This is a genomic window from Rhodothermaceae bacterium (assembly GCA_009838195.1).
Classification (GTDB): Bacteria; Bacteroidota; Rhodothermia; order Rhodothermales; family Bin80; genus Bin80.
On record VXSC01000011.1, the window covers coordinates 15,679 to 41,279 of the forward strand.

Annotated in this window: 21 protein-coding genes; 15 read left to right on the forward strand and 6 right to left on the reverse strand. The window is 51.6% G+C overall.

What is annotated here, in order from left to right; translation table 11 throughout:
* From F4Y64_02125 to queG, 9 genes are all read left to right on the forward strand, one after another.
* The gene (locus F4Y64_02125; protein MXX96396.1) at window positions 1-1,152 is read left to right on the forward strand and encodes a cell division protein FtsW; all 1,152 of its coding nucleotides are present in this window, start codon (window positions 1-3) and stop codon (window positions 1,150-1,152) included.
* Entirely contained in the window at window positions 1,149-2,252 is a 1,104-nt protein-coding gene (murG, locus tag F4Y64_02130; GenBank protein ID MXX96397.1) for an undecaprenyldiphospho-muramoylpentapeptide beta-N-acetylglucosaminyltransferase, read from the forward strand. Before F4Y64_02125 ends, murG begins: the two co-directional genes overlap by 4 nt.
* On the forward strand, window positions 2,249-3,661 hold the full coding sequence (locus F4Y64_02135) for a UDP-N-acetylmuramate--L-alanine ligase (GenBank protein ID MXX96398.1): 1,413 nt from the start codon (window positions 2,249-2,251) through the stop codon (window positions 3,659-3,661). Before murG ends, F4Y64_02135 begins: the two co-directional genes overlap by 4 nt.
* 4 nt (window positions 3,662-3,665) lie before the next feature.
* The gene (locus tag F4Y64_02140; GenBank protein ID MXX96399.1) at window positions 3,666-4,385 is read left to right on the forward strand and encodes a hypothetical protein; all 720 of its coding nucleotides are present in this window, start codon (window positions 3,666-3,668) and stop codon (window positions 4,383-4,385) included.
* A 16-nt stretch (window positions 4,386-4,401) separates the two neighbouring features.
* Window positions 4,402-5,676, forward strand: coding sequence for a cell division protein FtsA (gene ftsA / locus F4Y64_02145; GenBank protein MXX96400.1), 1,275 nt, complete (start codon window positions 4,402-4,404; stop codon window positions 5,674-5,676).
* A 44-nt stretch (window positions 5,677-5,720) separates the two neighbouring features.
* Window positions 5,721-6,947: a cell division protein FtsZ gene (gene ftsZ, locus F4Y64_02150; GenBank protein ID MXX96401.1), complete on the forward strand. Its 1,227-nt coding sequence runs from the start codon at window positions 5,721-5,723 to the stop codon at window positions 6,945-6,947.
* A gap of 55 nt (window positions 6,948-7,002) precedes the next feature.
* Window positions 7,003-7,260 carry a 30S ribosomal protein S20 gene (rpsT, locus tag F4Y64_02155; GenBank protein MXX96402.1) on the forward strand — a complete coding sequence of 86 codons (258 nt, stop codon included), beginning with the start codon at window positions 7,003-7,005 and terminating at the stop codon, window positions 7,258-7,260.
* Window positions 7,261-7,308: 48 nt separating this feature from the next.
* Window positions 7,309-8,862 carry a PKD domain-containing protein gene (locus tag F4Y64_02160; GenBank protein ID MXX96403.1) on the forward strand — a complete coding sequence of 518 codons (1,554 nt, stop codon included), beginning with the start codon at window positions 7,309-7,311 and terminating at the stop codon, window positions 8,860-8,862.
* Between the two features lie 369 nt (window positions 8,863-9,231).
* Window positions 9,232-10,197 (forward strand): tRNA epoxyqueuosine(34) reductase QueG, encoded by a 966-nt coding sequence (queG, locus tag F4Y64_02165; GenBank protein MXX96404.1) that lies wholly within the window; start codon window positions 9,232-9,234, stop codon window positions 10,195-10,197.
* Window positions 10,198-10,250: 53 nt separating this feature from the next.
* On the opposite strand, the gene lysS is transcribed toward queG, so the two are convergent.
* From lysS to F4Y64_02180, 3 genes are read right to left on the reverse strand one after another with little or no spacing between them, the layout of a single operon-like run.
* Window positions 10,251-11,753, reverse strand: coding sequence for a lysine--tRNA ligase (lysS, locus tag F4Y64_02170; GenBank protein MXX96405.1), 1,503 nt, complete (start codon window positions 11,751-11,753; stop codon window positions 10,251-10,253).
* Window positions 11,743-12,438, reverse strand: coding sequence for a peptidylprolyl isomerase (locus F4Y64_02175; protein ID MXX96406.1), 696 nt, complete (start codon window positions 12,436-12,438; stop codon window positions 11,743-11,745). Before F4Y64_02175 ends, lysS begins: the two co-directional genes overlap by 11 nt.
* Before the next feature lie 41 nt (window positions 12,439-12,479).
* Window positions 12,480-12,848 (reverse strand): hypothetical protein, encoded by a 369-nt coding sequence (locus F4Y64_02180; protein MXX96407.1) that lies wholly within the window; start codon window positions 12,846-12,848, stop codon window positions 12,480-12,482.
* A 111-nt stretch (window positions 12,849-12,959) separates the two neighbouring features.
* Between F4Y64_02180 and F4Y64_02185 the strand changes: the two genes are divergently transcribed.
* From F4Y64_02185 to F4Y64_02200, 4 genes are all read left to right on the forward strand, one after another.
* Entirely contained in the window at window positions 12,960-15,350 is a 2,391-nt protein-coding gene (locus F4Y64_02185; protein ID MXX96408.1) for a choice-of-anchor B family protein, read from the forward strand.
* A 289-nt stretch (window positions 15,351-15,639) separates the two neighbouring features.
* Complete coding sequence (locus F4Y64_02190; protein ID MXX96409.1) at window positions 15,640-16,137, forward strand: hypothetical protein; 498 nt, start codon at window positions 15,640-15,642, stop codon at window positions 16,135-16,137.
* A 414-nt stretch (window positions 16,138-16,551) separates the two neighbouring features.
* Entirely contained in the window at window positions 16,552-16,875 is a 324-nt protein-coding gene (locus tag F4Y64_02195; GenBank protein ID MXX96410.1) for a hypothetical protein, read from the forward strand.
* A gap of 276 nt (window positions 16,876-17,151) precedes the next feature.
* The gene (locus F4Y64_02200; GenBank protein ID MXX96411.1) at window positions 17,152-17,439 is read left to right on the forward strand and encodes a hypothetical protein; all 288 of its coding nucleotides are present in this window, start codon (window positions 17,152-17,154) and stop codon (window positions 17,437-17,439) included.
* A gap of 176 nt (window positions 17,440-17,615) precedes the next feature.
* On the opposite strand, the gene F4Y64_02205 is transcribed toward F4Y64_02200, so the two are convergent.
* Window positions 17,616-18,680: a dipeptide epimerase gene (locus F4Y64_02205; protein ID MXX96412.1), complete on the reverse strand. Its 1,065-nt coding sequence runs from the start codon at window positions 18,678-18,680 to the stop codon at window positions 17,616-17,618.
* Window positions 18,677-19,720 (reverse strand): DUF1611 domain-containing protein, encoded by a 1,044-nt coding sequence (locus F4Y64_02210; GenBank protein ID MXX96413.1) that lies wholly within the window; start codon window positions 19,718-19,720, stop codon window positions 18,677-18,679. The genes F4Y64_02205 and F4Y64_02210 overlap by 4 nt, the downstream gene beginning before the upstream one ends.
* Window positions 19,721-19,838: 118 nt before the next feature.
* Here F4Y64_02210 and F4Y64_02215 point away from each other — a divergent pair, with 118 nt between their 5' ends.
* A complete protein-coding gene (locus tag F4Y64_02215; GenBank protein MXX96414.1) occupies window positions 19,839-22,415 on the forward strand; it encodes a glycosyltransferase family 1 protein in 2,577 nt (858 codons plus the stop codon).
* On the opposite strand, the gene F4Y64_02220 is transcribed toward F4Y64_02215, so the two are convergent.
* Complete coding sequence (locus F4Y64_02220; protein ID MXX96415.1) at window positions 22,409-23,191, reverse strand: hypothetical protein; 783 nt, start codon at window positions 23,189-23,191, stop codon at window positions 22,409-22,411. The two genes, F4Y64_02215 and F4Y64_02220, sit on opposite strands and share 7 nt — an antisense overlap.
* Before the next feature lie 84 nt (window positions 23,192-23,275).
* Between F4Y64_02220 and F4Y64_02225 the strand changes: the two genes are divergently transcribed.
* The gene (locus F4Y64_02225; protein MXX96416.1) at window positions 23,276-25,600 is read left to right on the forward strand and encodes a prolyl oligopeptidase family serine peptidase; all 2,325 of its coding nucleotides are present in this window, start codon (window positions 23,276-23,278) and stop codon (window positions 25,598-25,600) included.
* Window position 25,601 lies beyond the last annotated feature (1 nt).

The window sequence follows — 25,601 nt, forward strand, 5'->3', positions numbered from 1 at the left end:
ATGCCGAGACAGACCAACACCTTGTATCTGCAGGACCGAGCCCCGATGGATAGGTATATCCTCTGGATCGTGCTTGTCATCTCCGCGATTGGGGTTATGGCAGTCTACAGTGCAATCGCTTTTCTGGCTGAAGTGAAAGCAGATGGGGATACGGAGCAATTCCTTTTGCGTCACACACTCCGGGTGGGACTTGCACTCGTGACGATGATTGTCTTCAGTATGTTGGACTATCATCAGATTGCGCGCTGGTCGCGACTGTTTCTGGTAGGTTCTTTGTTCCTACTGGTGCTGGTGCGCATTTTTGGGGTCACGTACGGAGGCGCTACTCGTGCCTTCCAGGTTGGTCTTTTCAGCGTTCAACCATCAGATCTGGCTAAGATTGCGCTGATCCTGAACATCGCTGTACTCCTGGTACGTAAGCAGGAATACATCCATAACTTCACCAGGGGCGTCCTTCCGCTATTTTTCTGGACGTTTCTAACCGTCGTGTTGATCGGCCTGGAGGACCTGTCAACCGCCTTCCTCGTCCTGGTTTCTGTGATGCTGATGCTCTATGTCGGCCGTGTGAGCCTATTCCACATCGGAGGAGGTGTCGTCTTCAGCATTGCCTGCGTGTTATTGATGCTCCTTTCTTCTCCAAACCGGGCTCAGCGGGTCGAATCCTACCTGAATCTGAAGATCTTCACGAATACGGAGGAAGCCGAAGTGTTCGACTTACAGGCAGAGGGCTATCAGGCACACCAGGCCAGGATTGCCCTTGCGATGGGCGGTTGGACCGGACGAGGACCGGGCAAAAGTATCCAACGGGATTTTCTGCCGACCCCCTATAATGACTTCATTTTTGCCATCATCTCGGAAGAGTATGGGGTCCTGGGAAGTCTTGTCCTCCTGGGACTGTTCGTGATGATTCTCTTGCGGGGCTTTCTGCGGATTGCGCGTGATGCAATAGATCCACTGGGCCTTTTCCTGGCAGTTGGCTGCACAACGATTTTGTTTTTGTACACTTTGGTCCACACAGGGGTCTCAGTGGGGATCTTGCCGGTAACGGGGCTCCCGCTTCCACTGATTTCCTATGGCGGAACCTCGATGCTTGCTGCAGGCATTCTGCTTGGAATTCTACTCAATATTTCCCGACAACTGGACCGCCGATGAGACCACCTCGCATATTACTGGCTGGTGGCGGCACGGGCGGCCACGTATACCCGGCAATTGCCATTGCACAAGCAATCCGCTCGCTGGAGCCGATGAGTGCAATTGCATTTGCTGGAACGCGGGATCACCTAGAGTGGAACGCGGTCCCGGACGCAGGATTTGAAATTCATCCAATTACGATCAGCGGGTTTCACCGTAGACAGCTCTTACGAAATGCTGGATTCCCATTTAAGCTGGCAACCGGGCTCTGGCAGAGTTATCAGTTGGTTCAGGACTTTGATGCGGATGTTGCTGTCGGGACAGGCGGTTATGTGTCAGGGCCGGTATTGTGGGCAGCCAGCATGCGTAAACGTCCAACGGTTGCCCAGGAGCAGAATGCCTACGCAGGTGTGACCAATCGTATTCTGGGACGCCGTGCAGCACAGGTACACATTGCTTTTGAAGAGGCAAAGAGCTGGTTCCCCGAGGGGCGTTGCCGTATCAGTGGCAACCCTGTACGCAAGGAGTTGGCGACGAAAATTACACGTGAAGCCGCCCGGAAAGCTCTAAAACTGCCACAGACCGCGAAGGTGCTTTTCGTGTTCGGGGGATCGCTGGGAAGTCAAGCCATTAATGAAGCGATGTGGCAGGTTTCGGATCAAATGCTCTCCGCCCCTGACCTTCATATCATCTGGCAAACCGGCAACCTCTACTACGAGCGAATGCGGAAGAAGGAGCATGCAAGGCTTCGTGTTATGAAGTATGTGGACCGAATGGAGTTGTTTTATGCTGCCTGCGACCTTGTTCTGGCACGATCTGGAGCCCTCACATGCAGTGAGCTCTTGTGCACCTCGACTCCTGCGGTACTCGTGCCGTCCATACATGTAGCCGAGGATCACCAGACCAAAAATGCCCGCAGTATGGAGCGTATCGGTGCGGCGATGTTTGTGCCGGAAGAGGATCTTCTGAATGCACTCCTGATACAGGTCCCTGCCCTTTTGGCTGACCCCGAACGAAGAGGCAGGATGGCAGACAGAGCACGCAAAGCCGCAAAACCTCAAGCCGCCACGACCATCGCAAAAGATATTCTGGCATTGGTTGGATGGGAGGAATCAGCATGAACTCGCAACGTCGACAACCCTGGCTCGGACGAATCCGTCATGTACACATGGTCGGTATTGGCGGCATTGGAATGAGTTCAATCGCTTCCGTTCTTTTGGCGCGAGGATACCGGGTAACCGGCTCTGATCTGAGCCTGAGTGAACTGACCAACAAACTTGCAGATCAGGGAGCACACATTTACGAAGGACATGACAAAAAACATGTCGGTGGCGCAGATGTAGTCGTCTACTCGTCTGCGGTGGATGTGAATCAAAATGCCGAAACACAGGCCGCAGTTTCTCATCGTATCCCACTGATTTCCCGATCAGAGATGCTCGGCGAACTCATGCGTATGAAGTATGGTGTCGGTGTAGCCGGCACACACGGAAAAACAACGGCAACTAGCATGGTTGGGCGTGTGGTCGCAGAAGGTGGGTTTGATCCCACGGTCATCGTTGGAGGGAAAGTGACGGAACTCAACAGTAATGCCGTCAGTGGAGAGGGGGATATTATTGTGATTGAAGCAGATGAATATGATCGCGCCTTTCTGCGATTAACCCCCGCCCTGGCCGTAATCACGACCATTGAAGCAGATCATTTGGACATCTACGGCGACCTTGAAGAAGTCTATAAGGCCTTTACTGCGTTTGCCGTGAGTGTGCCCTTCTTCGGAGCAGCCATCGTCTGCCTGGATGATCCTGGTGTACAGGCAATCATTGACGGAATAGACCGCAGGCTGGTGACCTACGGCACCGCGCGGCAGGCGATGGTGCGGGCCGAAAGGGTGAGACAAAAGGGGCAGTCTACTCATTTCGATGTGCTTGCGTCCGGTAAGCTACTCGGATCTATTAAATTACGAGCGCTCGGATTGCACAATGTACGCAATGCACTGGCTGCAGTCGCCGTCGGGTTAGAGCTCGATATTGCTTTTGATTCCATTAAGTCGGGGCTGGAGCTCTTTTCCGGCGTCCAGCGGCGGTTTCAGGTTCTGGGGGAGAAGGATGAGATTCTGGTCATCGACGATTATGCCCATCATCCGACCGAAGTCCTTGCAACCCTTAAGGCTGCAAGCGAGGGATATCCGGATCGCAGGATTGTGGGGGTTTTTCAACCCCACCTATATTCGCGCACAAATGATTTCAAGGATCAGTTTGCCCGTTCATTTTTCAATGCGGACATCCTGATTGTGACAGAGATCTATCCGGCCCGGGAAAAACCAATCCCTGGAGTCACCGGGAAGCTGATTGCGGAACTGGCTGCGGCCAGGGGTCATCGCGATGTTCGCTACGCGAAGCGGAAGGAGGATGTACTACCCATTTTGCGGGATACCTGTGAGTCTGGTGATGTAGTACTGTTCATGGGGGCAGGAGATATCTGGCGAACGGCTCGCGTGTACACCGAACAACTTTGTCGAAGCGTAGCCGCCTAAGATCATGACACGTAGACAGAGACGCATTCTGACCTTTCTTGCAATCTCTCTCCTGATCTGTGTTGGAGCGAGCAGCGGGTGGTCCTACCTGTGGCAGCGCCCGTGTACCCAGATTACAATTACAGGCACTGATTACACAGATCCAGCTACCATGTATGGACTGATTGATAGTACATTCAGTACCCAGTTGGTAGTTGACCGGCTACAACGGCATCCATGGGTCCAAGGAGCGCGCGCGATCTGTTATCCAACCGGCATGATGCGGGTAGAGGTCCTGGAGCGTCGTCCACTTCTGTTGACCCTTAAGGAAACAGGAAGTCCGGCATACTATCTGGACGAGTTTGGCCACATGATGCCTGCCCATCCACAGGCAATCTTTGATGTGCCACTCTTGCGGGGGACTACGAATCCATATCGTGCACTATCTCCCGTGAAAAACCAAGCCGTACGGGACCTTCTAGCCCTTCTACCACGGCTTCCTGCTGAGATCGACTCCCTGATATCTGAATTTGAAGTAACAGAAAACGAATTGACCATGATTATGCGTGTTGCCGGTGCAGACCAGATCATGTTAGTGCATCTAGGGGATACGGCATGGGAAGAGAGACTGCACAAGTTGTATGCATTCTGGGATCAGCAGATACGACCTCGCGAGGACCTGATGGTCGAGGTCATTGACCTGCGGTTTCGAGGCCAAATCGTAACGAGAGAAAATCCGATATAGCTATACACCACGAACCATGAGTGATCAAATTGTAGTCGGAATGGATATTGGCACCACGAAAGTGTGTGCTGTCGTAGCCGAATCCGATGAATTAGGCAAGATTAATGTGCTAGGGATCGGGATCGCCGAATCTGATGGTCTGAACCGGGGCGTTGTGGTTAATATTGATAAGACTGTAGCCTCTGTCCAGAAAGCGATCTCAGCAGCGGAGCGGGCAGCCGATGTAGAAGTTCAGAATGTAATTGTAGGTATTGCCGGCGATCATATTCAAAGCTTCCAAAGTCGAGGGGTGGTTACGATTACCAACCGCGATCACTCAATTACGGAAAAAGATGTCAAGCGATTGATTGAGGATACGGCGCATGTGGCGATGCCCGCGGATCGGGAGATCCTGCACATTATCCCACAGGAATTCATCGTTGACGGTCAGGACGGGGTGTTAGATCCGGTCGGAATGAGCGGTGTACGCCTTGAAGCCAATGTGCATATCATCACAGGGTTGGTCTCTGCAGCAAGAAATATTTACAGGTGCATTGAGAAAGCCGGCTATCAGGTCACTGATGTCGTGCTTGAGCCACTGGCCAGTTCGTTCAGTGTGCTGCATCCAGATGAGAAGGAGGTTGGGGTGGTCCTGATTGATATTGGGGGCGGAACCACCGATGTTGCCGTCTTTGAAGATCGTACGATCCGGCACACTGCCGTCATCGCCGTAGCAGGCAACAATGTAACGGAGGATATCCGGAAGGGGCTGGGGGTCATGCGCAATCATGCCGAGCAGTTGAAATGTCAATTTGGTTGTGCAATGGTTGATCTCACAGATGATGACAATCAGATCCGTATTCCCGGGTTGGGGGGCAGGCAGGAAAAAACGATCAGCTCCAGCACATTGGCCCAGATCATTCAACCTCGACTGGAGGAAATCCTGGAGATCGCCGCGATTGAAATCCGACGCAGTGGATATGGCAAACATCTCTCCGCTGGTGCGGTCCTGACCGGTGGGGGCTCATTGATCCCCGGAACCAATGAATTGGCTAACGAAGTCCTTGGGCTCGAAACACGCGTTGGCTTTCCTACACATCGGGGAGGCGGGCTCTGGCAAGAGGTGTCGGACCCCAAGTTCGCCACAAGTATCGGCCTGGTTCTTTATGGACTGTCCCCGAAAATGATGAATTCTATCACGCAAGATGGCTCCGTCAGAAGACTGCCTGGTGCCATAGACGCTTCCGAAAAGGGAGGGGGCTCGTGGAGCAAAATCGTCGGCCGCATGAAGGGCTGGTTCGATGAACTTTAAAACAACTCATTTCCTTTTTGATCAAAATGAAAACTAACGAGATCATGGAAAAACAGAAAAAAACTCGGTTCAAGTTTGATGCTGAATACCAAGGCATTGCAAAAATTTGCGTTGTCGGTATAGGCGGAGGTGGCGGCAATGCCGTCAACAGTATGATTGAACATGGCTTGGAATCCGTAGAATTTATGGTCATCAACACAGATGCCCAGGATCTAAAGAAGAGCTTGGCGAAGCATAAAATTCAAGCTGGTCGGGAGCTGACCAAGGGCCTAGGTGCAGGAGCGAGACCCGATGTGGGTGTGCAGGCTATGATGGAATGCATTGACGAGATCGAAACCGCCTTGCACGGGTTCGATATGGTCTTTGTGACTGCCGGTATGGGGGGAGGAACTGGAACCGGCGGAGTCAGCATCGTTTCCGACATTGCACGGCGGCTGGGAATCCTAGTGGTAGCGATCGTCACTAAGCCCTTTGAGTTCGAAAACAAGCAACGGATGCAATATGCTCTGGCGGGGATTGATCGCCTCCGGAATAATGTTGACACCTTGATTATAATTCCGAATGAGCGGCTACTGGATATCGCAGATGAGACAACGAATCTTGCCGAGGCATTCCAGCGGGCAGATAATGTCCTGTCGGATGCCACCCGTGGAATTAGCGATCTAATCACGAAGACCGGCTTGATTAACCTGGATTTTGCAGATGTACGCACGACGATCAAGGATAGTGGCACTGCGATCATGGGGGTTGAAACGGGTGATATAAAAACCGGTGCCGCCACGATCACGCTTGACGCGATTTCAAGCTCGCTTATGGACGGTGTATCTATCGCGGGTGCTCGGAACGTACTGGTCAATCTCACCGCCGGGTCTATACCGATTAAGGAGGTAAACGCAGCAATGGCCGTCATCAAGGATGAAGCCGGCACAGATGCAGAGATCATCACGGGCGTGGTCGTTGATCCTGAGATGGAGGGTAAGATGCGGATTACTGTCATTGCGACTGGTTTTGATCGAGTGAAAACACCGAAGGGACGGGAGAGCAAGAAATTACGTCTGGAGGACGATGACTTTGGCTACAAAGGTGAGGACAACCTTAAGGTATTGGATAAACCCGCATGGGAGCGTCGTGGATTAGCTGAGCCTAAGAAGAATATCACCTTGGGAGAGCAAAAAATCAGGTACCTGAGTGAGGACGATGCTCCATCAAAAAAGAAAGAGCCCTCCCCTTCGGATAAGGTCCCTGCTTTTTTGCGAAAAATGATGGATTAGGAACATTCATATGTAAATTTGGTAGCAGGTGTATTCGTAAAATCACATTTATGCTATGCCCCAACACGCTTCAGCAGTCAAGCGGGTACGCCAGAGTGCGGCACGTCGCCTTCGTAACCGCGAACACCGTAGCCGGATGCGAACCATGGTCAAGAGACTCTTGCAAACCGAGGACGCTTCTGTTGCAAAAGACCTTTACCCTGAGACCCAGGCATATCTGGATAGACTTGTTACAAAGGGGATTATTCACCGCAATAAGTCTGCGCATTACAAATCTCAGATTTCATTACACTTGAACAAAGTCGCGCGTTAGATTCGTGGAATCAACGCAATTCACGCAAAATTTTATGCAAGAAGTACAATGAGCCTCTCATCAAATCTTTTTCGGACAGCCGTAAAATTCCTCTCACTGGGACTCCTTCTGACAATCCTGCCAAGTGCAGTCGCACAGGATTATATGAAGAATTTGCGCCCGGAAGGTAATATCTTTGTGAAACCCAGACTTGGGTTTTCATCATACCTTGGCGACAATGAACAATCGCCATTCAATTTTAATGGGGATGCTTTCGATGTGGGTATCCCTTGGAATGTCGGCCTTGAGCTTGGGTATCAGCTCTCCGTCCCATTCTCAATCAGTCTCGCATACGTTGCTGGAGAATATCCCGTGATCACACAATTCCCGGCCAGGGTTGACGACACGGATGGAGTAGCAAATGACGATGCGATGCGTAGTTCGATTCAGGCGATTGGTCGATACACTTTCGCAGAGGCACCGACGCGCACGGCTCTGTACCTCAATTTTGGCTTGTCGTACTCGTTTGGAAATGTGACTCAGGATCAGGCACCCTATACAACGGAAGAGAGTGGGAGTGCATTCGGCCCTCTTGCCGGGGTAGGAGTGGACATCGCGCTTAATCCACGTACGTCATTCTTCGCAGAACTCAACGGAGGATTTCATTTCGGTGATGAAGCACTGGACGGCACATCGGAATACGGATATGGTGGGGTGGATGTACTTACCGCCCTAGGCATTGGTCTAAAAATTAATTTTGCGGCTGCGGTCACTCCGCCTGAGGTTGGTGCGCTTACCTGCCCGACCACGATGGTCGTGACAGATACTCCTGCAAATTTCTCTGCGGTCACGAACATGGAGGTTGCGACGCAACCGACTGAATTGCGCTGGGAATTCGGTGATGGCGGGACAGCCGCGGGAGACTCCGGTACTCACACCTACACAGAGGCGGGAACGTACGAGGTGATGTTTTTTGCAACGAACGAAGGCGGTACGGCTACTGGTGCATGTAGTGTCACCGTCATCGCTCCTGCCGAAATTCTTGCACTCACTACCAACAAGGAGAGTGTCAGTATATGCGACGAGGATCCAAGTGTGACCTTTACAGCCAACACGGGCGGATCCGAGCCATTCAGCTATCAGTGGGACTTCGGTGATGGCCAAGGTAGCACAGAGGCCAGCCCGTCTCATACGTATGCGCAAATGGGCACTTACACCGTAACCTTAACCCTGACCAATGATGCGGGCAGTGACAGCCGAACGACTACCGTGAATGTGACGGAGGAAGGTTGCTTCGACTGTGACATTTCAGAAATGAACACGGTGTTCTTTGATCGTAACTCATCCGTCCTCACCGATGCTGGTCGCACGCAGCTCATGGAAAACTTGGAAATCCTCCAGAACTGCGAACTGAATGTGCGCATTGAAGGCTATGCATCCCGAGACGAGCGGAATGCACAGCAGTTGAGTGAGGACCGTGCAGCAGCGGTCAGACAGTACTACGTTGACAACGGCATTGATGAGTCCCGTATGTCTGACATGGGCATGGGAGCAGCGGGACAGATAACCAAGAAAGGGGCAGCGGGTCAATTCCGACGGGTTGACACGATCCCCGTGAACTAAAAACTTTCCGTTCCTCTAAAAAGGTGCTCCGTCAGGTCTATGTCGGGGCACCTTTTTTTTGCCCGCACAGGCTTCTGTGTACCTGAGTCGAACAACAACCGGAGGTCTGCCCCGATACGGATTTGTATCTTCGGCGTTTACTCCTGCCCCAAGGCAACAACGAGAAGATTGTGCGTTCCGATTGAGCTAGTCCACATGATCGGAATATGTACATGAGCAAACCTTCCTTTCTCTGAACACAAAGAGGCAGACTTTCTTTGTGAGTAAATTGCCCTTATTTTGAGCACTCTGAGCTGAACGCCGTCTATCGGGAAATTGTCCTAGACTTGGCTCTTCTGGTGATCAATCCTGCGGGATTCCAATACTCCAATGCCTGTATTTGACCATAATCAACAGTCTCAACTGGCAAAACAACTCAAGCTTGAAGCTGCAAGACTCGGCTTTGTGGCATGCGGAATTGCGGAGGCGCGGCAATTGGATGACGAGGCAAAACGCCTTGAAGTCTGGCTTGCGAACGGGCAACATGCATCCATGGCTTACATGACCCGGAACTTCGAAAAACGGGTAGACCCCCGAAAACTGGTCCCGGGTGCGAAGCGGGTTGTAACAGTGTTATATAACTACTGGCAGGGAGGTACCCATGCAGAAGATGCAGGAAAAATCAGTCGCTACGCATGGGGAGATGACTACCATCAAGTCATGAAGGAGCGCCTCTACGAACTGTATTCATGGCTGGAGGGGGAAGTTAAAACCCTTTCCGGCCGCGTTTTTGTTGATTCTGCTCCCGTGATGGACAAGGTTTGGGCACAGCGTAGTGGATTGGGATGGATTGCAAAAAACACCAACCTGATCAATCCCCGCATTGGGTCCTGGTTTTTTATCGGGACGCTGATCATTGATGTGCCGCTTACCTGTGATGATCCCGCTACGTACGATCATTGTGGATCCTGTACCCGATGCATTGATGCATGTCCAACGGATGCGATCTATCAGCCGTACGTAGTGGATTCGAACCGCTGCATTTCGTACTGGACTATCGAGCACCGCGGGGATTCATTGCCCGAGGAAATCATGTCGCAGCAGGAAGACTGGATTTTTGGATGCGATATATGCCAGGATGTATGTCCCTGGAATAAATTCAGTCGCCAAACGAAGGATTCCCGATTCCTACCCCGGGAAGGAATCCAGGATACCCCGCTTGAAGAATGGGAAGAACTGGATCTTGAAGCCTTTCGAAAACGCTTCAGAGGAAGTGCCGTGAAACGGGCTAAGTATGAAGGCTTTAAGCGCAACGTACGGGCAGCCAAACGATCCCGTGTCCTTCGCAGGGATTAGGTCCAGGCCAAAGATCTGACTAGAACCATTGTTAATCCCGGCCGCAGAAGGTTTTAGTCGGGGCGCATCAGCGGAAACAAGATCACGTCACGGATACTCCTTTGATTGGTCATCAACATGGCCAGTCGGTCAACCCCCACACCCAATCCGGCATTGGGGGGCATACCATATTCAAGCGCACGTAGGTAATCATGGTCCATTTGCATTGCCTCGAGGTCTCCTCCTTTTCGAAGACGAAGCTGCTCTTCAAAACGCCTTCGCTGGTCGTCTGGGTCGTTGAGTTCGCTGAACGCGTTACACAACTCTTTCCCACCTGCGAACATTTCAAATCGCTCGACCAAGCCCTCCTGGCTCCGGTGCCGCTTGGCAAGGGGGCTTAACTCAAGTGGATAATCCGTAATGAATGCAGGTTGAATCAGATCAGGTTCAACCGCAGCACCAAAAATTTCGTCCAGCAATTTACCAATCCCCATTGAGGATGAGGTTTCTATATCCAGAGAGTCGGCCACCTCTAAAATCGTGTCCCGGCTTTGTTGATACAGATTATGTCCGGTTTTTTTCTCGATTGCTTCAAAGAACGGAATGCGCGGCCATGGCCGTTCAAACGAAATCTCTTCTTCCCCCCACTGCACACGAGTAGAGCCGTGCAGAGTCGTGGCAACCGATTCAATCAGCTCTTCCACTAGGTCCATCATCCAAACGTAATCCTTGAACGCGACATATAACTCCAGCATGGTAAACTCTGGGTTGTGGAATCGACTCAAACCCTCATTCCTGAAGTCTTTGGCAATCTCATAGACCCCATCAAACCCGCCAGCGATACACCGTTTCAGGTACAACTCGTCGGCAATGCGCATGTAGAGTGGCATGTCCAGCGCATTATGATGCGTCTTAAACGGCCGTGCAGATGCTCCACCGTAGACTGGTTGCAAAACGGGAGTTTCAACTTCGATGAAGCCTTGCTCATCAAGAAACTTTCGAATAGCTGTAATCATTCGTGCGCGCTGGACGAAGACTTCCCGTACATGTGGATTGACAGTTAAGTCTACGTAGCGCTGCCGGTACCGAAATTCCTTTTCGGTGACCTCATCAAATACAGTCCCTTCCTGCTCTTTGACGATGGGAAGCGGGCGCAGTGCCTTGGCGAGAAGTTCTAGCTTCGATGCATGCACGGTAACCTCACCCATGCGTGTCCGAAATACGTGCCCTTCAACCCCAACAATGTCACCAATATGAATATGACGTTTGAAGATCTCGTTATAGAACCCGTCTGGCATGTCGTCCCTTCGAACATAGACCTGCATTCGTCCTGTTGCATCCTGGAGATCAAAAAAGGATGCTTTTCCCATGATCCGCCGACTCATCAGGCGACCTGCCATGAACACGACTTTCGTGGGAGCAGTTTCATCGAATCCCTCCACTACAGGAGCAACATGGTCACTCACCGGCCATGCATACGGGTACGGATTGATTCCGCTGGCTTCTAGGGCCTCCCTTGACTGCCGACGCACCTGCTCCTGATCTGAAAACTGGCGTGGTTGAGAACTATCTGTCATAACCGGGCAACGGACGAACCTCCATTTTAACCTCTACCATGGGCATGTCACCCATAGGGCTACCTCGCTGGCCAGCTCGATTCGGAGTCAGCACTCGCGTGATTCGATCCAGCACTTCGTAGCCCTCAACCAACTCGCCAAAAACCGTATACATGCCATCAAGCATGGGCGCACCTCCCTCATTCATGTAGGTTGCTCTAGCCTCGGCAGAGTATTCAAATGTTGAGTCTGGAATCATCTGCTGTGCTCGACTCTGCAATTGGTCCAGGAATTCTTCGGGATAAATACTGCCGTGAACAATATAAAACTGACTCCCATTGGACTCTCGCTCCGGGTTCATATTATCCCCCGACCGTGCAGTTGCAAGTGCACCTCGCTTATGGTAACGCCCTGGAAGGATCTCTGCAGGAAGAGTATAGCCGGGCCCCCCCGACCCATCATTCGTGGGATCGTCATCCTTCGAATTTGGATCCCCTCCCTGGATCATGAATCCGCCAATCACGCGGTGGAACGTGGTTCCGTCAAAGAATCCCTCGTTCGCGAGCTTTTTGAAGTTATCCCTGTGAACTGGAGTATCATCATAGAGCTCAATCACCATTGTCCCCATGGAAGTGGAGATCTCGAAGAAATTGGTCGAGGGCAGTCCATTAACGGTCTGCGTCTGACAGCTGCTGGTAGTCATCATCGCGAGTATAAACAGGGGGAAGAATGAAAATTGGATGAATTTCATGGATTCAGATAATGGTCAAAATAGCGGAGAATACCTGCGCGTAGCAGCAAGTCCTGCTCTGTGGAACTCATGTCTTCTGGCAAATCTTCATGGGGCTCCCAAATCCAGTAGCCGTCCACTTCCTGTCCCACCCTCTCAAAACATCCCAGACATTCCAAAACACAATAAGTCCCTTCATTGACCAGACGCTGTTTTGATGCTTTGTCCAAATTAGGTTCGAATTCCCGCCCTGATTCATGTAGACCGACCAGAAATAGTATCCCTTCAAGGTCATCCGAGCACCCAAGAGTGCTGTCTAGCCATGCCTTGAGTTTCGGCCATGCCTCAGCGACTGCAGCCTGATCTAGTTCAAAAATGTGCGCCACGGCAGTGCTAATTATAGAACCTCTGCCAACAAGAGCGCGAATTTCTTGTTCCGTGTAACCATCTGTGAAGGTTATGGTATATAGTGCCTTGGCATAAAACATCTTGAGCAAATGAACCGCACTCTACTTCTGTTATGTACCGGCTTGTTGATTGCTTCTTCCGCTGAAGCTCAGTCTTTTGGTGGCACAATCGCGGTGACTGATCATCACGTATTCGTTGGAGAAACGGGAAATGTAGCTTTCCCTGGGGAAGTATATATCTATACTCTTGGTGACCTTGCAGCTGAACCCGTTATCCTGTCTGTAAATCAGGAACTGGAACGATTTGGCCGAGCAATTGCAGCTCATGGTGAGACGTTATTCGTCGGAGCCAGCGATGCAGATGAGAGCCGGGGAACCGTCTATGTGTTCCGCTACAACAGCGCCCGGGAACAGATTGACAGGCCCGAAGAAGTGCCGGAATGGCTGGATGCCGACGCTTGGTTTCGCCAAAACAGCGCTTGGGAACCGATTGCCCGTCTTACTGCATCCGATGCGACCCCCGGTGATCGGTTTGGAGACTTCATTGCACTGGACGAAAAGAAAATCCTGGTTGGCGCACCTGGCCGTATGGAGTCAGCCGGGGCGGTTTATGTGATTACAGAAAATGCTGATGGCTCATTCTCGGAAACTGCTACCCTGACCGCTAGTGATGCCGGAGGCGGAGACGGTTTTGGAGCTACCTTGGCCATCGAAAAGAATCTGGCTATTGTCGGTGCACCGACAAAATCTGAAAATAGGGGAGCCGTCTACGCGTTCCTGCATGGATCAGAAGGCTGGACCCAGGTCGGTAAACTGGCACCGGATTTTCTAACAGAGCGAAGCAGGATGGGAGGCTCGGTAGTAATCCACCAAGGACGCGTGTACGCAGGAGCACCCATGCAGGAAAGAGGCCAGGGGATCGTTTTGGAGTATGAGTGGGATCCTGAGTCAACCCAATTGCGCATGCGGGATCAACTGCAATCCTTCGATCAACAACGCTCCTCTCAGTTCGGGGCTGCTCTGGCAGCCAGCGGCAATGAAATCTGGATCGGGGCTCATCGCAGCAATCGAGGTAGAGGGATTGTCCACCGATTCATCTCCGATGAAAATGGATGGGTCGGTGCTATGAAGCTGCTGCCGGATGAATCGATTGGCCGGGCAGCGTTCGGAAGCCGTATTGTTGTTCGGGGAGATGTTGCTGTCATAGGAGCTGTACGTATGGATTCCAGGGCCGGAGGAGCGATCCTCTTAAAGAGAGAAGAGAATGGTGACTGGGTGACAAAGGCGACCCTGGTCAATAAAGTGAAGGGACATGAAGCGATCACCGGAGGGGAAATCCGCTGCACCGAGGGTATGGTGTCCAGGTGGCCCTGCAAGGACGTAGATATGACTGCATTCCTACCCCTTCCAGAAATGGGAGGAGGCCGGGGTTCCAGGCTTAATGATATCTGGGGATGGACGGATCCTAATACCTCCCAGGAATATGCCTTAGTCGGACGCAACGATGGCACCTCTTTTGTGGATGTTACCGATCCTGAGTACCCACGCTACGTCGGGGATCTGCCCATGACAGACGGATCGGTCGCAAATGTATGGCGGGACATTAAAGTGTATGCTGATCATGCCTTTATCGTCGCAGATGGTGCTGGACAACATGGTGTGCAGATTTTTGATTTGGCGCAGTTGCGTGAAGTTGAAGGGCAGCCGGTGACGTTCAACGAAACCGCACTCTACACAGGTATTGCCAGTGCACATAATATTGTTATTAACGAAGAGACCGGGTTCGGCTTTGTTGTCGGTGCCAGCGGAGGCGGTGAGACCTGCGGTGGCGGCTTACACATGCTTGACCTGCGTGAACCAGCCAATGTGACGTTTGCAGGTTGCTTTGCTGATCCGAATACCGGAAGGCGCAAGACAGGCTACTCACATGATGCGCAATGCGTCATCTATTCCGGTCCGGACCTGACCTACAGTGGTAAAGAAATCTGTCTTGGATCCAATGAAACCGCACTCAGCATCGCAGACGTAACCGACAAGGAAAATCCGGTAACCATCTCTATGGCCGTTTATCCCAAAGTGGCTTATGCACATCAGGGTTGGCTAACCGAGGATCATCGGTACTTCTACATGAATGATGAAGGCGATGAGCCGCAGGGATTGGTTGAGGGGACTCGCACCTTGGTCTGGGACGTTTCGGATCTGGATGATCCGGTACTGGTCAGTGAATATGTTGCCAGTACTCCCGACACGGATCACAATCTCTATATCAAGGGCAATCTGATGTATCAATCAAATTACGGTGCCGGGCTACGGATTCTTGATATCACGAATCCCGAAACGCCCATGGAGATTGGCTTTTTTGAGCCTGGTCCCGGTTCCACCTCATGGAGTAATTATCCTTATTTCAAGAGCGGCACCCTGATCGTCACGAGCGGATCCGAGGGGCTCTTTGTTCTCAAGAAGCGCAATCTGGACATTTAGGTGACATTCCACACTTTCGGCGTTCAGTTTGCACGGGCCTAGAATTCCTTCGGCGTCGGTAAAGCCAGCATAGATCCCTTGCGGGGAGATCTCGCTTGGGCTGGATAGGCAGGGCATTGCACTCTATTCATAGCGCATGGAAATGCACATCCTGCCAGGGATCACATACCTATGTACCCACAACGACTTGATCGAGTTTTCGGATTATTGTAACTTTTTGTAAGGCTCTGTATGATTTTCACCGGTAGGCGGATAGGGCTATACGCGACATTCAGATATGTTTTGATAGATGTTTTGGAGGACACTGAATAGAAAGACGGTCAAGTTCTTCCAGAACAAGCACGTTGCAAGGGTTGGCTTCTCCGCGGTTTATCCTTTGATTTCGTTATGGACTTACTGGAGAGCTTTTGACGGTAATTACACCGGAACGGACATATTGTGGGGCGTAGCTGTTACGATCATCTTAGCCTCTGCCATCTACCTGTATTTGCCCATCGCAAAAAAGGTCGAGCGCGGGAGCATTATATGGTTCTTGGGACTACTCACCATTTTCGGCATTTTCACTTTTGGAACGGTATTGGCTGGATTCTGGACCCACTGGATTATTAGGATCCCTGTCGAACAGCAAGCCTGGGGAGAGTACATCACGTACTCTGCAATTTGGATTCCGGCAATCCATACGATTGCCAAGAATAAGAACAAGCTTCAGCTTCAACCCCACGAAATTATTCCCCGCGTAATTCCGCTATTCAAAGGGCCGGCCGCATGGAATAAGGCAGAGAGGTAGGTAGACGGGGGATTGATTCGGCTGCGGGGTAGGTGTTGTACTGCAGATGACAACAAGCGTCTACACTTCCGATCCGACGGATACACAGGTATATAACCCCCCATTTTAAACTGCCGTCGATTTCATTCACTCAAATACCGTTGGACAACAAGTGCACAAAAAATCAGCACTTAAATGCCCCCCTTGATCGGTTGCTACGGATAGATCGGATTGGCTAGGAATAGGGGATCGAATTTGCAAGAATAGCACCTCAAATCCAGCAAACGAGACGAAAAGTCAGCTGAAAATGGGAGAATTGTGAAGAAATTGTGAATTTTCCCTTGACTTTTTGTAAAAAAAGTGTTATCTACCAATAGCGCTCGACAATTTAGTCTCGTGCGCTGCCTACTTCCACTCACCAAATAAAATGTAATCATGCTAAGAAAAGTTTTAATAGTCGTAATGGTCGTTTTGGCCGTCGTTCACGGCCTAGCGCCTGATATGATTGCCTCGGGGGTCGTTCCTTTGCTGCTGGTCTTATCGGGTCTTGCATATGGAGTTGTGGCAACGGACGCGGAAAATCCAACCACCTACTTAGTGGTTGTGTTAGCAGTCGGAGCTGCGGCCGGTGCAGATGTGCTGTCCCATATACAGAGCATCGGAGGACATCTTGATGCGATATTGGACGCCGCGGTGGTTGCTCTATTTTCTTCCGTAGTCACCATCCTAGTTTTACGGACCTATAATCGCCTCAAATAGCAGAAGACGGTTGGACAGTCCTTGTTGATCTGTCGCTGGGACAATTGTCTTCCATACGGCTAGGATTGCCGCGCAGATAACGGTTATTGAGATCGTTTTTGCGGGCTGGCCCCAAGGCGGTCCATCTGATGATGGCTCGCCTTGGTTCTGTTGGCTTCAAATTGGGGTGGTTGCATTGCTGGTCTCGGGGCACCATTTTTATACGGGCGGGTATGAGAGTTGAGTTCTATTTTTCCCGCTCCTGCTTCGGCCTGCAGGGTTTCTACCCTGAGGACTATGGGTCACGTTTTCGTTTCCATTCTGGCTTTCGCTCTCATGTTGATGGGGGTGTTGGCACTCTGGTTTTTGCATCGCCATGGGTTAAAGAAACTTTACCCTCGAGCTAGCTTCTGGCTAATGCTTGGTGCTGGAGTGGGCATGGCGTTAATGTTTATCCCCGTAGATCGAGAGCGTGTGTTGTGGATCGCACCTGTCATAACAACCCTGCTTACACTGGGTTTTGCTGCGAAATACAGAGATCTTAACCAATCCAGCACTTACAAACCTCCTGAGGCAGCACAATAGCTGCTTACTTGCTTGCCTCCAACCATATTCACCGACAACTCATCGTAGATATTCGGCGACTGCAACCCTGTCAGTCCCGTTATGAGATGTAAAGCACCCATCAGACGTCCGCTGGGATTGCATACAGAGCCATGTGCAAGAAAGCAGAACATCAGGAAGTAATTGAACCTCGTCAATTAGTCGGCAAGTGTCACGCCAAGCCCCGGTTCCTCTAGAAGGTGCAGGGATCCATTCAACAGGGCGAATCCACCTCGTGCCACATCCCTCGAAAGATCAAAACTTCCATCAAGGTCCAAGTACCGTGTCTGGGGACACGCATAAGCCGTGTGCAAGGCGGCCGCTATACTGATTACGCTCTCATCCATACAACCCCACATCAGGTCAATCCCTGCTAATGCTGCCAGATCTGCGATATCCAGGGCGCCTGTGATGCCGGCGCATTTCATGAGCTTGATATTCCAAATCCCGAATGGCTTATTTACCGTCAGTTGGAGAGCATCCATAGGACCATGTAAGCTTTCGTCAGCTGCCATAAGACGTTGAGCCTCCCCTGACAATTTGAGCATATCCTCCTCTGCCCCTCTGGCTAAAGGCTGTTCGATGAGTTCCAAGTCCAATGCGTGTGCCTCACGAAAGAGATCCCTAGTCTGTTCAATGGTATACCCCTGATTCGCATCAACACGGATATGGACGCTCCCTGGACATACCAATCGCAGGGCCCGCAGACGTTCAAGATCCTCGTCGTAATCCAGCCCAAGCTTGACCTTCAGGCAATTGAATCCACGTGCAAGATACTCACGGGCTTCCTTCAGCGTTTCTTCCAAGGGGAGAATTCCGATCGTAATTGAGGTGGGGAGCGGCTTCATTGATGAACCGAGCATGGCAACTACCGGAACATTCATACTTCGACCCAACAGATCATAGAGTGCCATATCCAGGGCTGCCACCGCGGAGGGGTATTGCGAACATTCCGATTGCAATTGCCTTGCCAATGTCCGAAACAGTCTAGGGTCCCGTCCTTTCAAGATATCATGTGCGGCGGCATCCATTGCCCCAAGGCAGTCCTCTGCATTTTCGGAAGTGACCGCCGTCGGGGCCGCACATCCCAGACCTGAAACACCGAGACTGCTTTCTAGGCGAACAAAATGTAAATCAACCGTGCTGACCTCTCGTGTCGCAATCACATAGGGACGGGTCAAAGGAAGGCGCTCCGTCCAAGTCTCCACACCGCGAATGATCATGAGGGTAGCCTTTGCCGGATTATATGCACCAGCCGCTCACCCCCCTCTTCCAGTGGCCTCACCACCGGAATCCCGTGCTGTGCTTCCAACTCTGTGGCAATCTGCAAAGATTGCGCATCATCAAGCCCACGCGTAAACAGCGAAATCCCCCATACCTCTGAGCCCAGAAGACGGATGATTTCAAGCTCCTCTGACAATGGGGGGATCCTGCAGTCCAGGTCTTCAAAACCTTCAAAGTGAAGACGTGCAGGAGCGTGTTGTAGGACGACCCCCGCTGCCCGTGCAGAGCAAATCAGCTCCGGTCCAGCTGGTCCGGCTGGATTCCGCAGAGCAGACTGCCCCTCGAGGAGAATCACCTCCGGTCTTTCCTCCCGATAGCATTCCACGATGGCACGCTCCAACTCTCCTGATACAAAATCATTCAGAGTTGCATCGAAAACAAATCCGTACTTCAATCCCTGTAACCAACCCGTTTGCCCCGTATAGATTACCTCTGAGCGCACGCCCTGCTCGCGAAGCCCATCTCGCAAGATCATTGCGGTAGTCCGCTTGCCGATCGCACAATCCATTCCAAGAACTGCGACACGTGGTGCGGGCACGAGAAGAATTTCACCAGACCAGAATTGCAACTCGGACGTAGGGCGAGGTTTGCGCAAATCAATAATTCTTCCTTTGGCCAGACTCACAAGTTCATCGTCGTCCGAAAGCAGTTGATGAAGCCCATTCACCAACTGCAGGCCGGCAGATGCCGCTGTCAATAAATCCACGCGAAGCGCATCTGGAAGCACCCCCCCAACCGTTGCGACTCCGATTATGCAGTGCGTTGGAGTCTGATGCACCAACGCCTCTGAAACAGAACTGTAGAAGGGAATTCCACGATTGCGACCGTCCAGTATATAGCCTGCGTCCTGGCCTGTGTAGTCCGGGTCCACCACTCCCAAAATCTTGTACCGGCTGGGACCACGTAGTAGGCCATGTGTCGTTTTTGCGAAAACGCTATCAAATAGCCCGTTCGCAAGTATAAGCGCACTTTCCTTCATAAATTCCTTAAGTCAACCCGCGGCATTTACCGTGAGCATAATGGATTTTCCCATTCGCGAGCAGTCGGTCTCGCGTTTATATGACTCATAATTCGCTGACTGTATTACAAAATAAAACATGATTCCCAAACCCGTCCGCATCTTTACCAGTGCTCCATCTTTACCCTCCGCTCTTGAGAGACTGCAGGAACTGGCATATAACGTCCGATGGGCCTGGGATGAGGATACCATTTCTCTCTTCCAAAGGCTCGACGCAGACCTCTGGGAAAGTTCAGGCCATAACCCGGTGCGGATGCTGGCCGAAGTATCTGCGACCCGGCTGGAAGAACTCGCAAAGGATGAAGGGTTCGTCGCTCAATTGAACGAGGTGTGTGGCTCCTTTGACACCTATATGCAGGCAGGCTCAACCTGGTACTCCCGCACCCATGAGTCAGATGGATTATTGGCAGCCTACTTCTCCGCCGAGTTTGGGATTACAGAATGTCTCTCGATATTTGCTGGAGGGCTTGGGGTCCTGGCGGGTGATCACCTAAAAAGTGCAAGTGACCTCGGAGTTCCCATCGTTGGCGTTGGCCTGATGTACCAACAGGGATACTTCAGCCAGTATCTGGATGCCGACGGCTGGCAGAAAGAATCGTATATAGAGAATGACTTTACCAGCCTTCCGTTGACCCTCGAGCGTGGAGAACATGGGATACCCCTGCAGGTGGATATCGAAATCGACAATCGTACAGTATACGCCCGGATCTGGCGGCTACAAGTTGGACGTATTCCATTGTACTTACTGGATACCAACTTCAATGCAAATGAACACGATGAGGATCGGAATCTGACAGACTACCTCTATGGGGGAGGGAACGAACTCCGTATCCGGCAAGAGATTATTCTGGGGATTGGCGGCTATCGGGCACTGCAATTACTGGGACTCAAGCCTCAGGTTTTTCATCTTAATGAAGGACACTCTGCATTTCTGACGCTGGACCGTACCAGGCAGTTGATGCAGGAGCATAACTTGTCTTTCCATGAAGCTCGAATTGCTACCGCAGCGAGCGTCGTATTCACGACACATACACCAGTCGAAGCTGGTCACGATCGTTTTTCACCGGAATTAATGGATCGCTATATGGTATCCTACGCCAAAAAATCACTGGGCCTCGAGCGCCGTGAGTTTTTGGCGCTCGGGCGGGAACATGCAGATAATGATCAGGAGCTGTTTGGCATGACTAAGCTTGCTCTGCGTATGAGCAGTGCTTGTAACGGGGTCGCAAAATTACATGGACAAGTGAGCCGCGCAATGTGGCAAAATCTTTGGCCCGCAGTACCGGAAAATGAAGTGCCCATCCGTCATGTGACCAACGGTATTCATATTTCTTCCTGGATTTCAAGCTCGCTCAAGCGACATGTTGACCGATATGTTGGTCCGCGGTGGAGAGAAGAAGCCATCAGTGAGTCCCAATGGAAGCATGCAGAGCAAATCCCGGATGATATGCTCTGGCACACACATTCAGTGCGTAAAGAGCGTTTGATCCTACGGGCCCGTAGGTCATTGCAATCCCGACTGGAGCGACTGGAAGCGCCGGCAAGAGAGATTGCCCGGGCAAAGAAAGTTCTCAATCCCGAGGCACTTACCATTGGATTCGCACGCCGATTTGCCACCTACAAACGTGCAACGCTCCTGTTTCGGAACCTAGAGAGGCTGACCCAAATTCTAACTAACTCTGGCTGCCCGGTTCAGATCATTTTTGCGGGGAAAGCACATCCCCGTGATCAACCTGGAAAAGAACTGATCCAGAAAATTGTTGCTGCTTCCAGTACCGAAGCCCTGTGTAACCATATCGTTTTTCTTGAAGATTATGACATGGCTATTGCACGTGATCTGGTACAGGGCGTAGATCTGTGGTTAAACACTCCTCGGCGCCCAAGGGAGGCCAGCGGCACCAGTGGAATGAAAGCCGCCGCAAATGGTGGACTCAACCTCAGTATCCTGGATGGATGGTGGGATGAAGGGTATGATCCCGCGATCGGCTGGGCGATTGGCAATGGTGAAATCATGGAGAACCATGCCTACCAGGATGAACGAGAGGCTGAACAGCTCTATGATCAATTGGAGCATGAGATTGTGCCGCTATTTTATGAGCGCTCTTCCGAAGGACTGCCTCTTGAATGGATCGCCCGCATGAAGCGATCCATTGCGACCCACAGCAGCTTCTTTAACACTCATCGTATGGTTCAGGAATACACCGAAACGACCTACCTGACCGCAGCCACGCGCGCAAAAGCACTCTATGACAAGAATCTGCAAGGTGCCAGGGCATTGTCAAGCCAGCAGCAAAAGGTACAAGAGGCCTGGCCCAAAGTCCAGGTCCGTGTTGACGAAAATGCTCCTCAAGGTCATCTACAGGTCGGAGCTCCCTTCACGATCAAGGCCGATGTAACGCTAGGACCCTTGTCACCAGATGATGTAGAGGTCCAGCTATACTTGGGACGGATCGCACAGAAGGGAGAGATCATAGACGCAACAATCACGTCCATGAAATTGGTCAAAACCAACCAGAAGAACACCCCGTACCTCTATGAGGCGAAAAATGTCGTCTGTACCAAGAGCGGATCCGTTGGATACACGGTACGTGTTCTCCCAAAACGTGAGGACCAGCCCCTATTGCAGTCCTCCCGTCTGATGACCTGGGCTCAGTAGGTACCTGTTTCTGTCAGCGAGGCGAGGGAAATCTGGTTTGGATCTTCAAACACCGAATCCGGCAAATCAGAGTACACTCCCAGATTCGAAACTTTTCGGACGTTTGAATCGCTGTTGACAACGGCTCTGGTATCGGCAAGCATGATGCCCCCGTAGCTTTCATACCCTTCCCAGGTCGTGGTAAAGCGGGGCTGCTCATCCGCATCGGCGTCTGCGTAGTAGGACCATTGTTCAACCAGATTCAGTTCCTTGTTAACATACACATCATACCCGTTGTCTGGGGTGAGCCCCACCCCATCAAATCTGAGTGTCAGAACATGTGCCTCGTGGCCATCGGCCATGGTCTCTTCTCCTTTGTACCCTAATGTGACCCCTGAGTCTTTGAGTTTATACGGCATCAGTAACCAGTAGCCTGCATTAATCCAGTCTCTATAGGCACCTGCCAATAATTCATCTGCGGGGGTGATTTCATGACCATCCTTGAAGGCGCGTCCTTCCATGGTATGGATATTCATGAGTACAACGGTACTGTCCCCCTGCCACCGAAACCTGCCCGTCCATTTGTCCCACACATGATCTTCTCCGAAGATGGTCCAACTCAGGTAGCGGGCATTATCCCACGCGGCACGTCCCCCCATACTGGCCATCACCTGATCTGCAATCTCAATCGCCTGTGGGTGAGAATCATCCGCGTTGAATCCCTCCATCGGGGGATTTGAATCTTGCTGAGCATATACCAGCCCAGGGAAAAGTAAGAGTAATGTTAAGTATTTCACGAGAGTGAGGGTTTTAAGTTATGGGATCCCGACGCGCCAGATCGTAGTTTGCCGGGACAGTTACTTTAGTTAAGCAATCACGCAATGCCTATAAAGATCGTAGCCCTCATTTTGTTTCTGACGTATTCCGTAGAGGCCAGTGCACAAATTACCATCTCTGAAGATGACTATGCACATGCGGAGTCAATGCTCTCGACGACAACCCGGAGCATGGTCTACCACACAACACTACGCCCCAACTGGCTGGATGAGGATCGGTTCTGGTACCTTCACGCATCGCCGGAAGGATCCGAATTCATTCTTGTTGACCCCGGCCAGGGACAGCAAAGCCCTCTTTTTGAACATGCACGCATGACAGAGGCCATCTCCGACTATCTGGAATCTCCCGAAGCTGAGGTGGATTTTTCACGCTTCTCATTTGATCCGGAATCGGAGCAGATACGCTCCTTGGGGGGGCGAGATAAAAGCATGGCCTGTAGCATCGTCACCTATGTGTGTGAGCCTGTTAACGAGATAAGCACCAGTGGCATCCGCCCCACCGCAGCTGTTTCTCCTGATGGAAAATATGAAGCCTTCCGAAGGGAAAACAATCTGTGGATCCGAGTCATTGATACCGATGAGGAACAGCAACTGACCTTCGATGGCGCGGAAGATTTTGGATATGCGACCAATAACGCGGGCTGGGTCAGAAGCGACCGTCCGGTTCTGCTCTGGTCGCCTGATTCAAAAAAGATTGCAACATTTCAGCACGATGGGCGCAGCGTTGGTGAAATGTATATGATCTCAACGCAGATTGGTCACTCTGAGTTGGAAGCATGGAAGTATCCCCTGCCGCAGGACAGTGCCGTCTTTATGATTCACCGTGTGATTGTCCATGTAGAAGAAAAAGAAACCGTGCGACTGGATATGCCACCAGACTATCATCGCGGAACCACCACGGACCATGTAGCTGACTGGGATGGCACCTTTCTAGACGTGCGCTGGAGTCCTGACAGTCAGCAACTGGCCTTCGTATCCTCATCCAGAGATCACAAAGATGCCTGGCTTCGAGTCGCCAATGCGGAAACGGGGGAAGTCCGGGAAATTCTTCATGAACGGGTGCCTACCTACTATGAATCCGGTGTGAATGCTGAAAATTGGCAGGTATTTTTTGAAACGAATGAGGTCCTCTGGTATTCAGAGCGATCGAACTGGGGACACCTCTACCTCTATGACCTTACCACAGGAGATCTCAAACATTCAATCACATCTGGGGACTGGGTTGTTCTGCAGCTACGCCATGCGGACCTGGATGAACGTATGTTGTATTTCACCGGCGCAGGCAGAGATGGCCCTGATCCATACTTCCAATACCTGTACCGTGTGAGTATGGATGGCAGCGAGCCCGAATTACTCACGCCGGAAGAAGCCCACCATGTCGTGTCTCTCTCCCCGCAGAAGAAATATCTCCTGGATTCCTGGTCACGACCGGATGTACCTCAGCAGCACGCCGTCCGGAATCTTGACGGTACGATTGCTGTCGATCTCGGGACGGCAGATATTTCCGAACTTCTGAAAACCGACTGGCAACCGCCACAGCCATTCTCCGTGAAGGCACGTGACAACGAGACAGATCTTCACGGCCTACTCTATAAACCCAGTAATTTCGATCCATCCAAAAGCTATCCCATCCTGAATTACCTCTATCCGGGACCACAGAGCGGTAGTGTCGGAACGAGAAGCTTTGTACCGTCCCGCGGAGACAAGCAAGCCCTTGCAGAGCTGGGGTTTATCGTAGTGGAAGTGGATGCCATGGGGACACCAGGCCGCTCCAAATCCTTCCATGATGCATATTATGGCAATATGGGAGATAACGGGCTGCCAGACCAAATCACCACAATCCGCCAACTTGCGGCCCGGAACCCATGGATGGACTTGGACCGCGTGGGGATCTGGGGACATTCCGGGGGCGGCTATGCCTCCACCGGGGCCATTTTGCGCTACCCCGATTTCTACAAGGTCGCCGTCAGTGGTGCAGGGAACCATGACAATCGTAATTACGAAGATGACTGGGCTGAAAAATGGCAGGGGCTCTTCATAGAGAATCCAGACGGGACGACGAATTACGATAACCAGTCCAATATTCTACTGGCAGGAAATCTGAAGGGAAAACTTCTTCTTGCACATGGACTGATGGACGACAATGTACCTGCCTCCAATACACTCCTCTTAGTAGAAGCTTTAGTAGAGGCCAATAAGGACTTTGATCTGGTGGTTTTTCCCAATGAAGGGCATGGGTTCGGGCGGGGACGAACCTATTGGATGCGCCGCAGGTGGGATTACTTTGTTGAGCATCTCTTAGGGGCTGTCCCCCCGAGGGAATACGAGTTTGGTCGGGACCGCGTCCAGATCGGGCGACCCACCGGCTGAC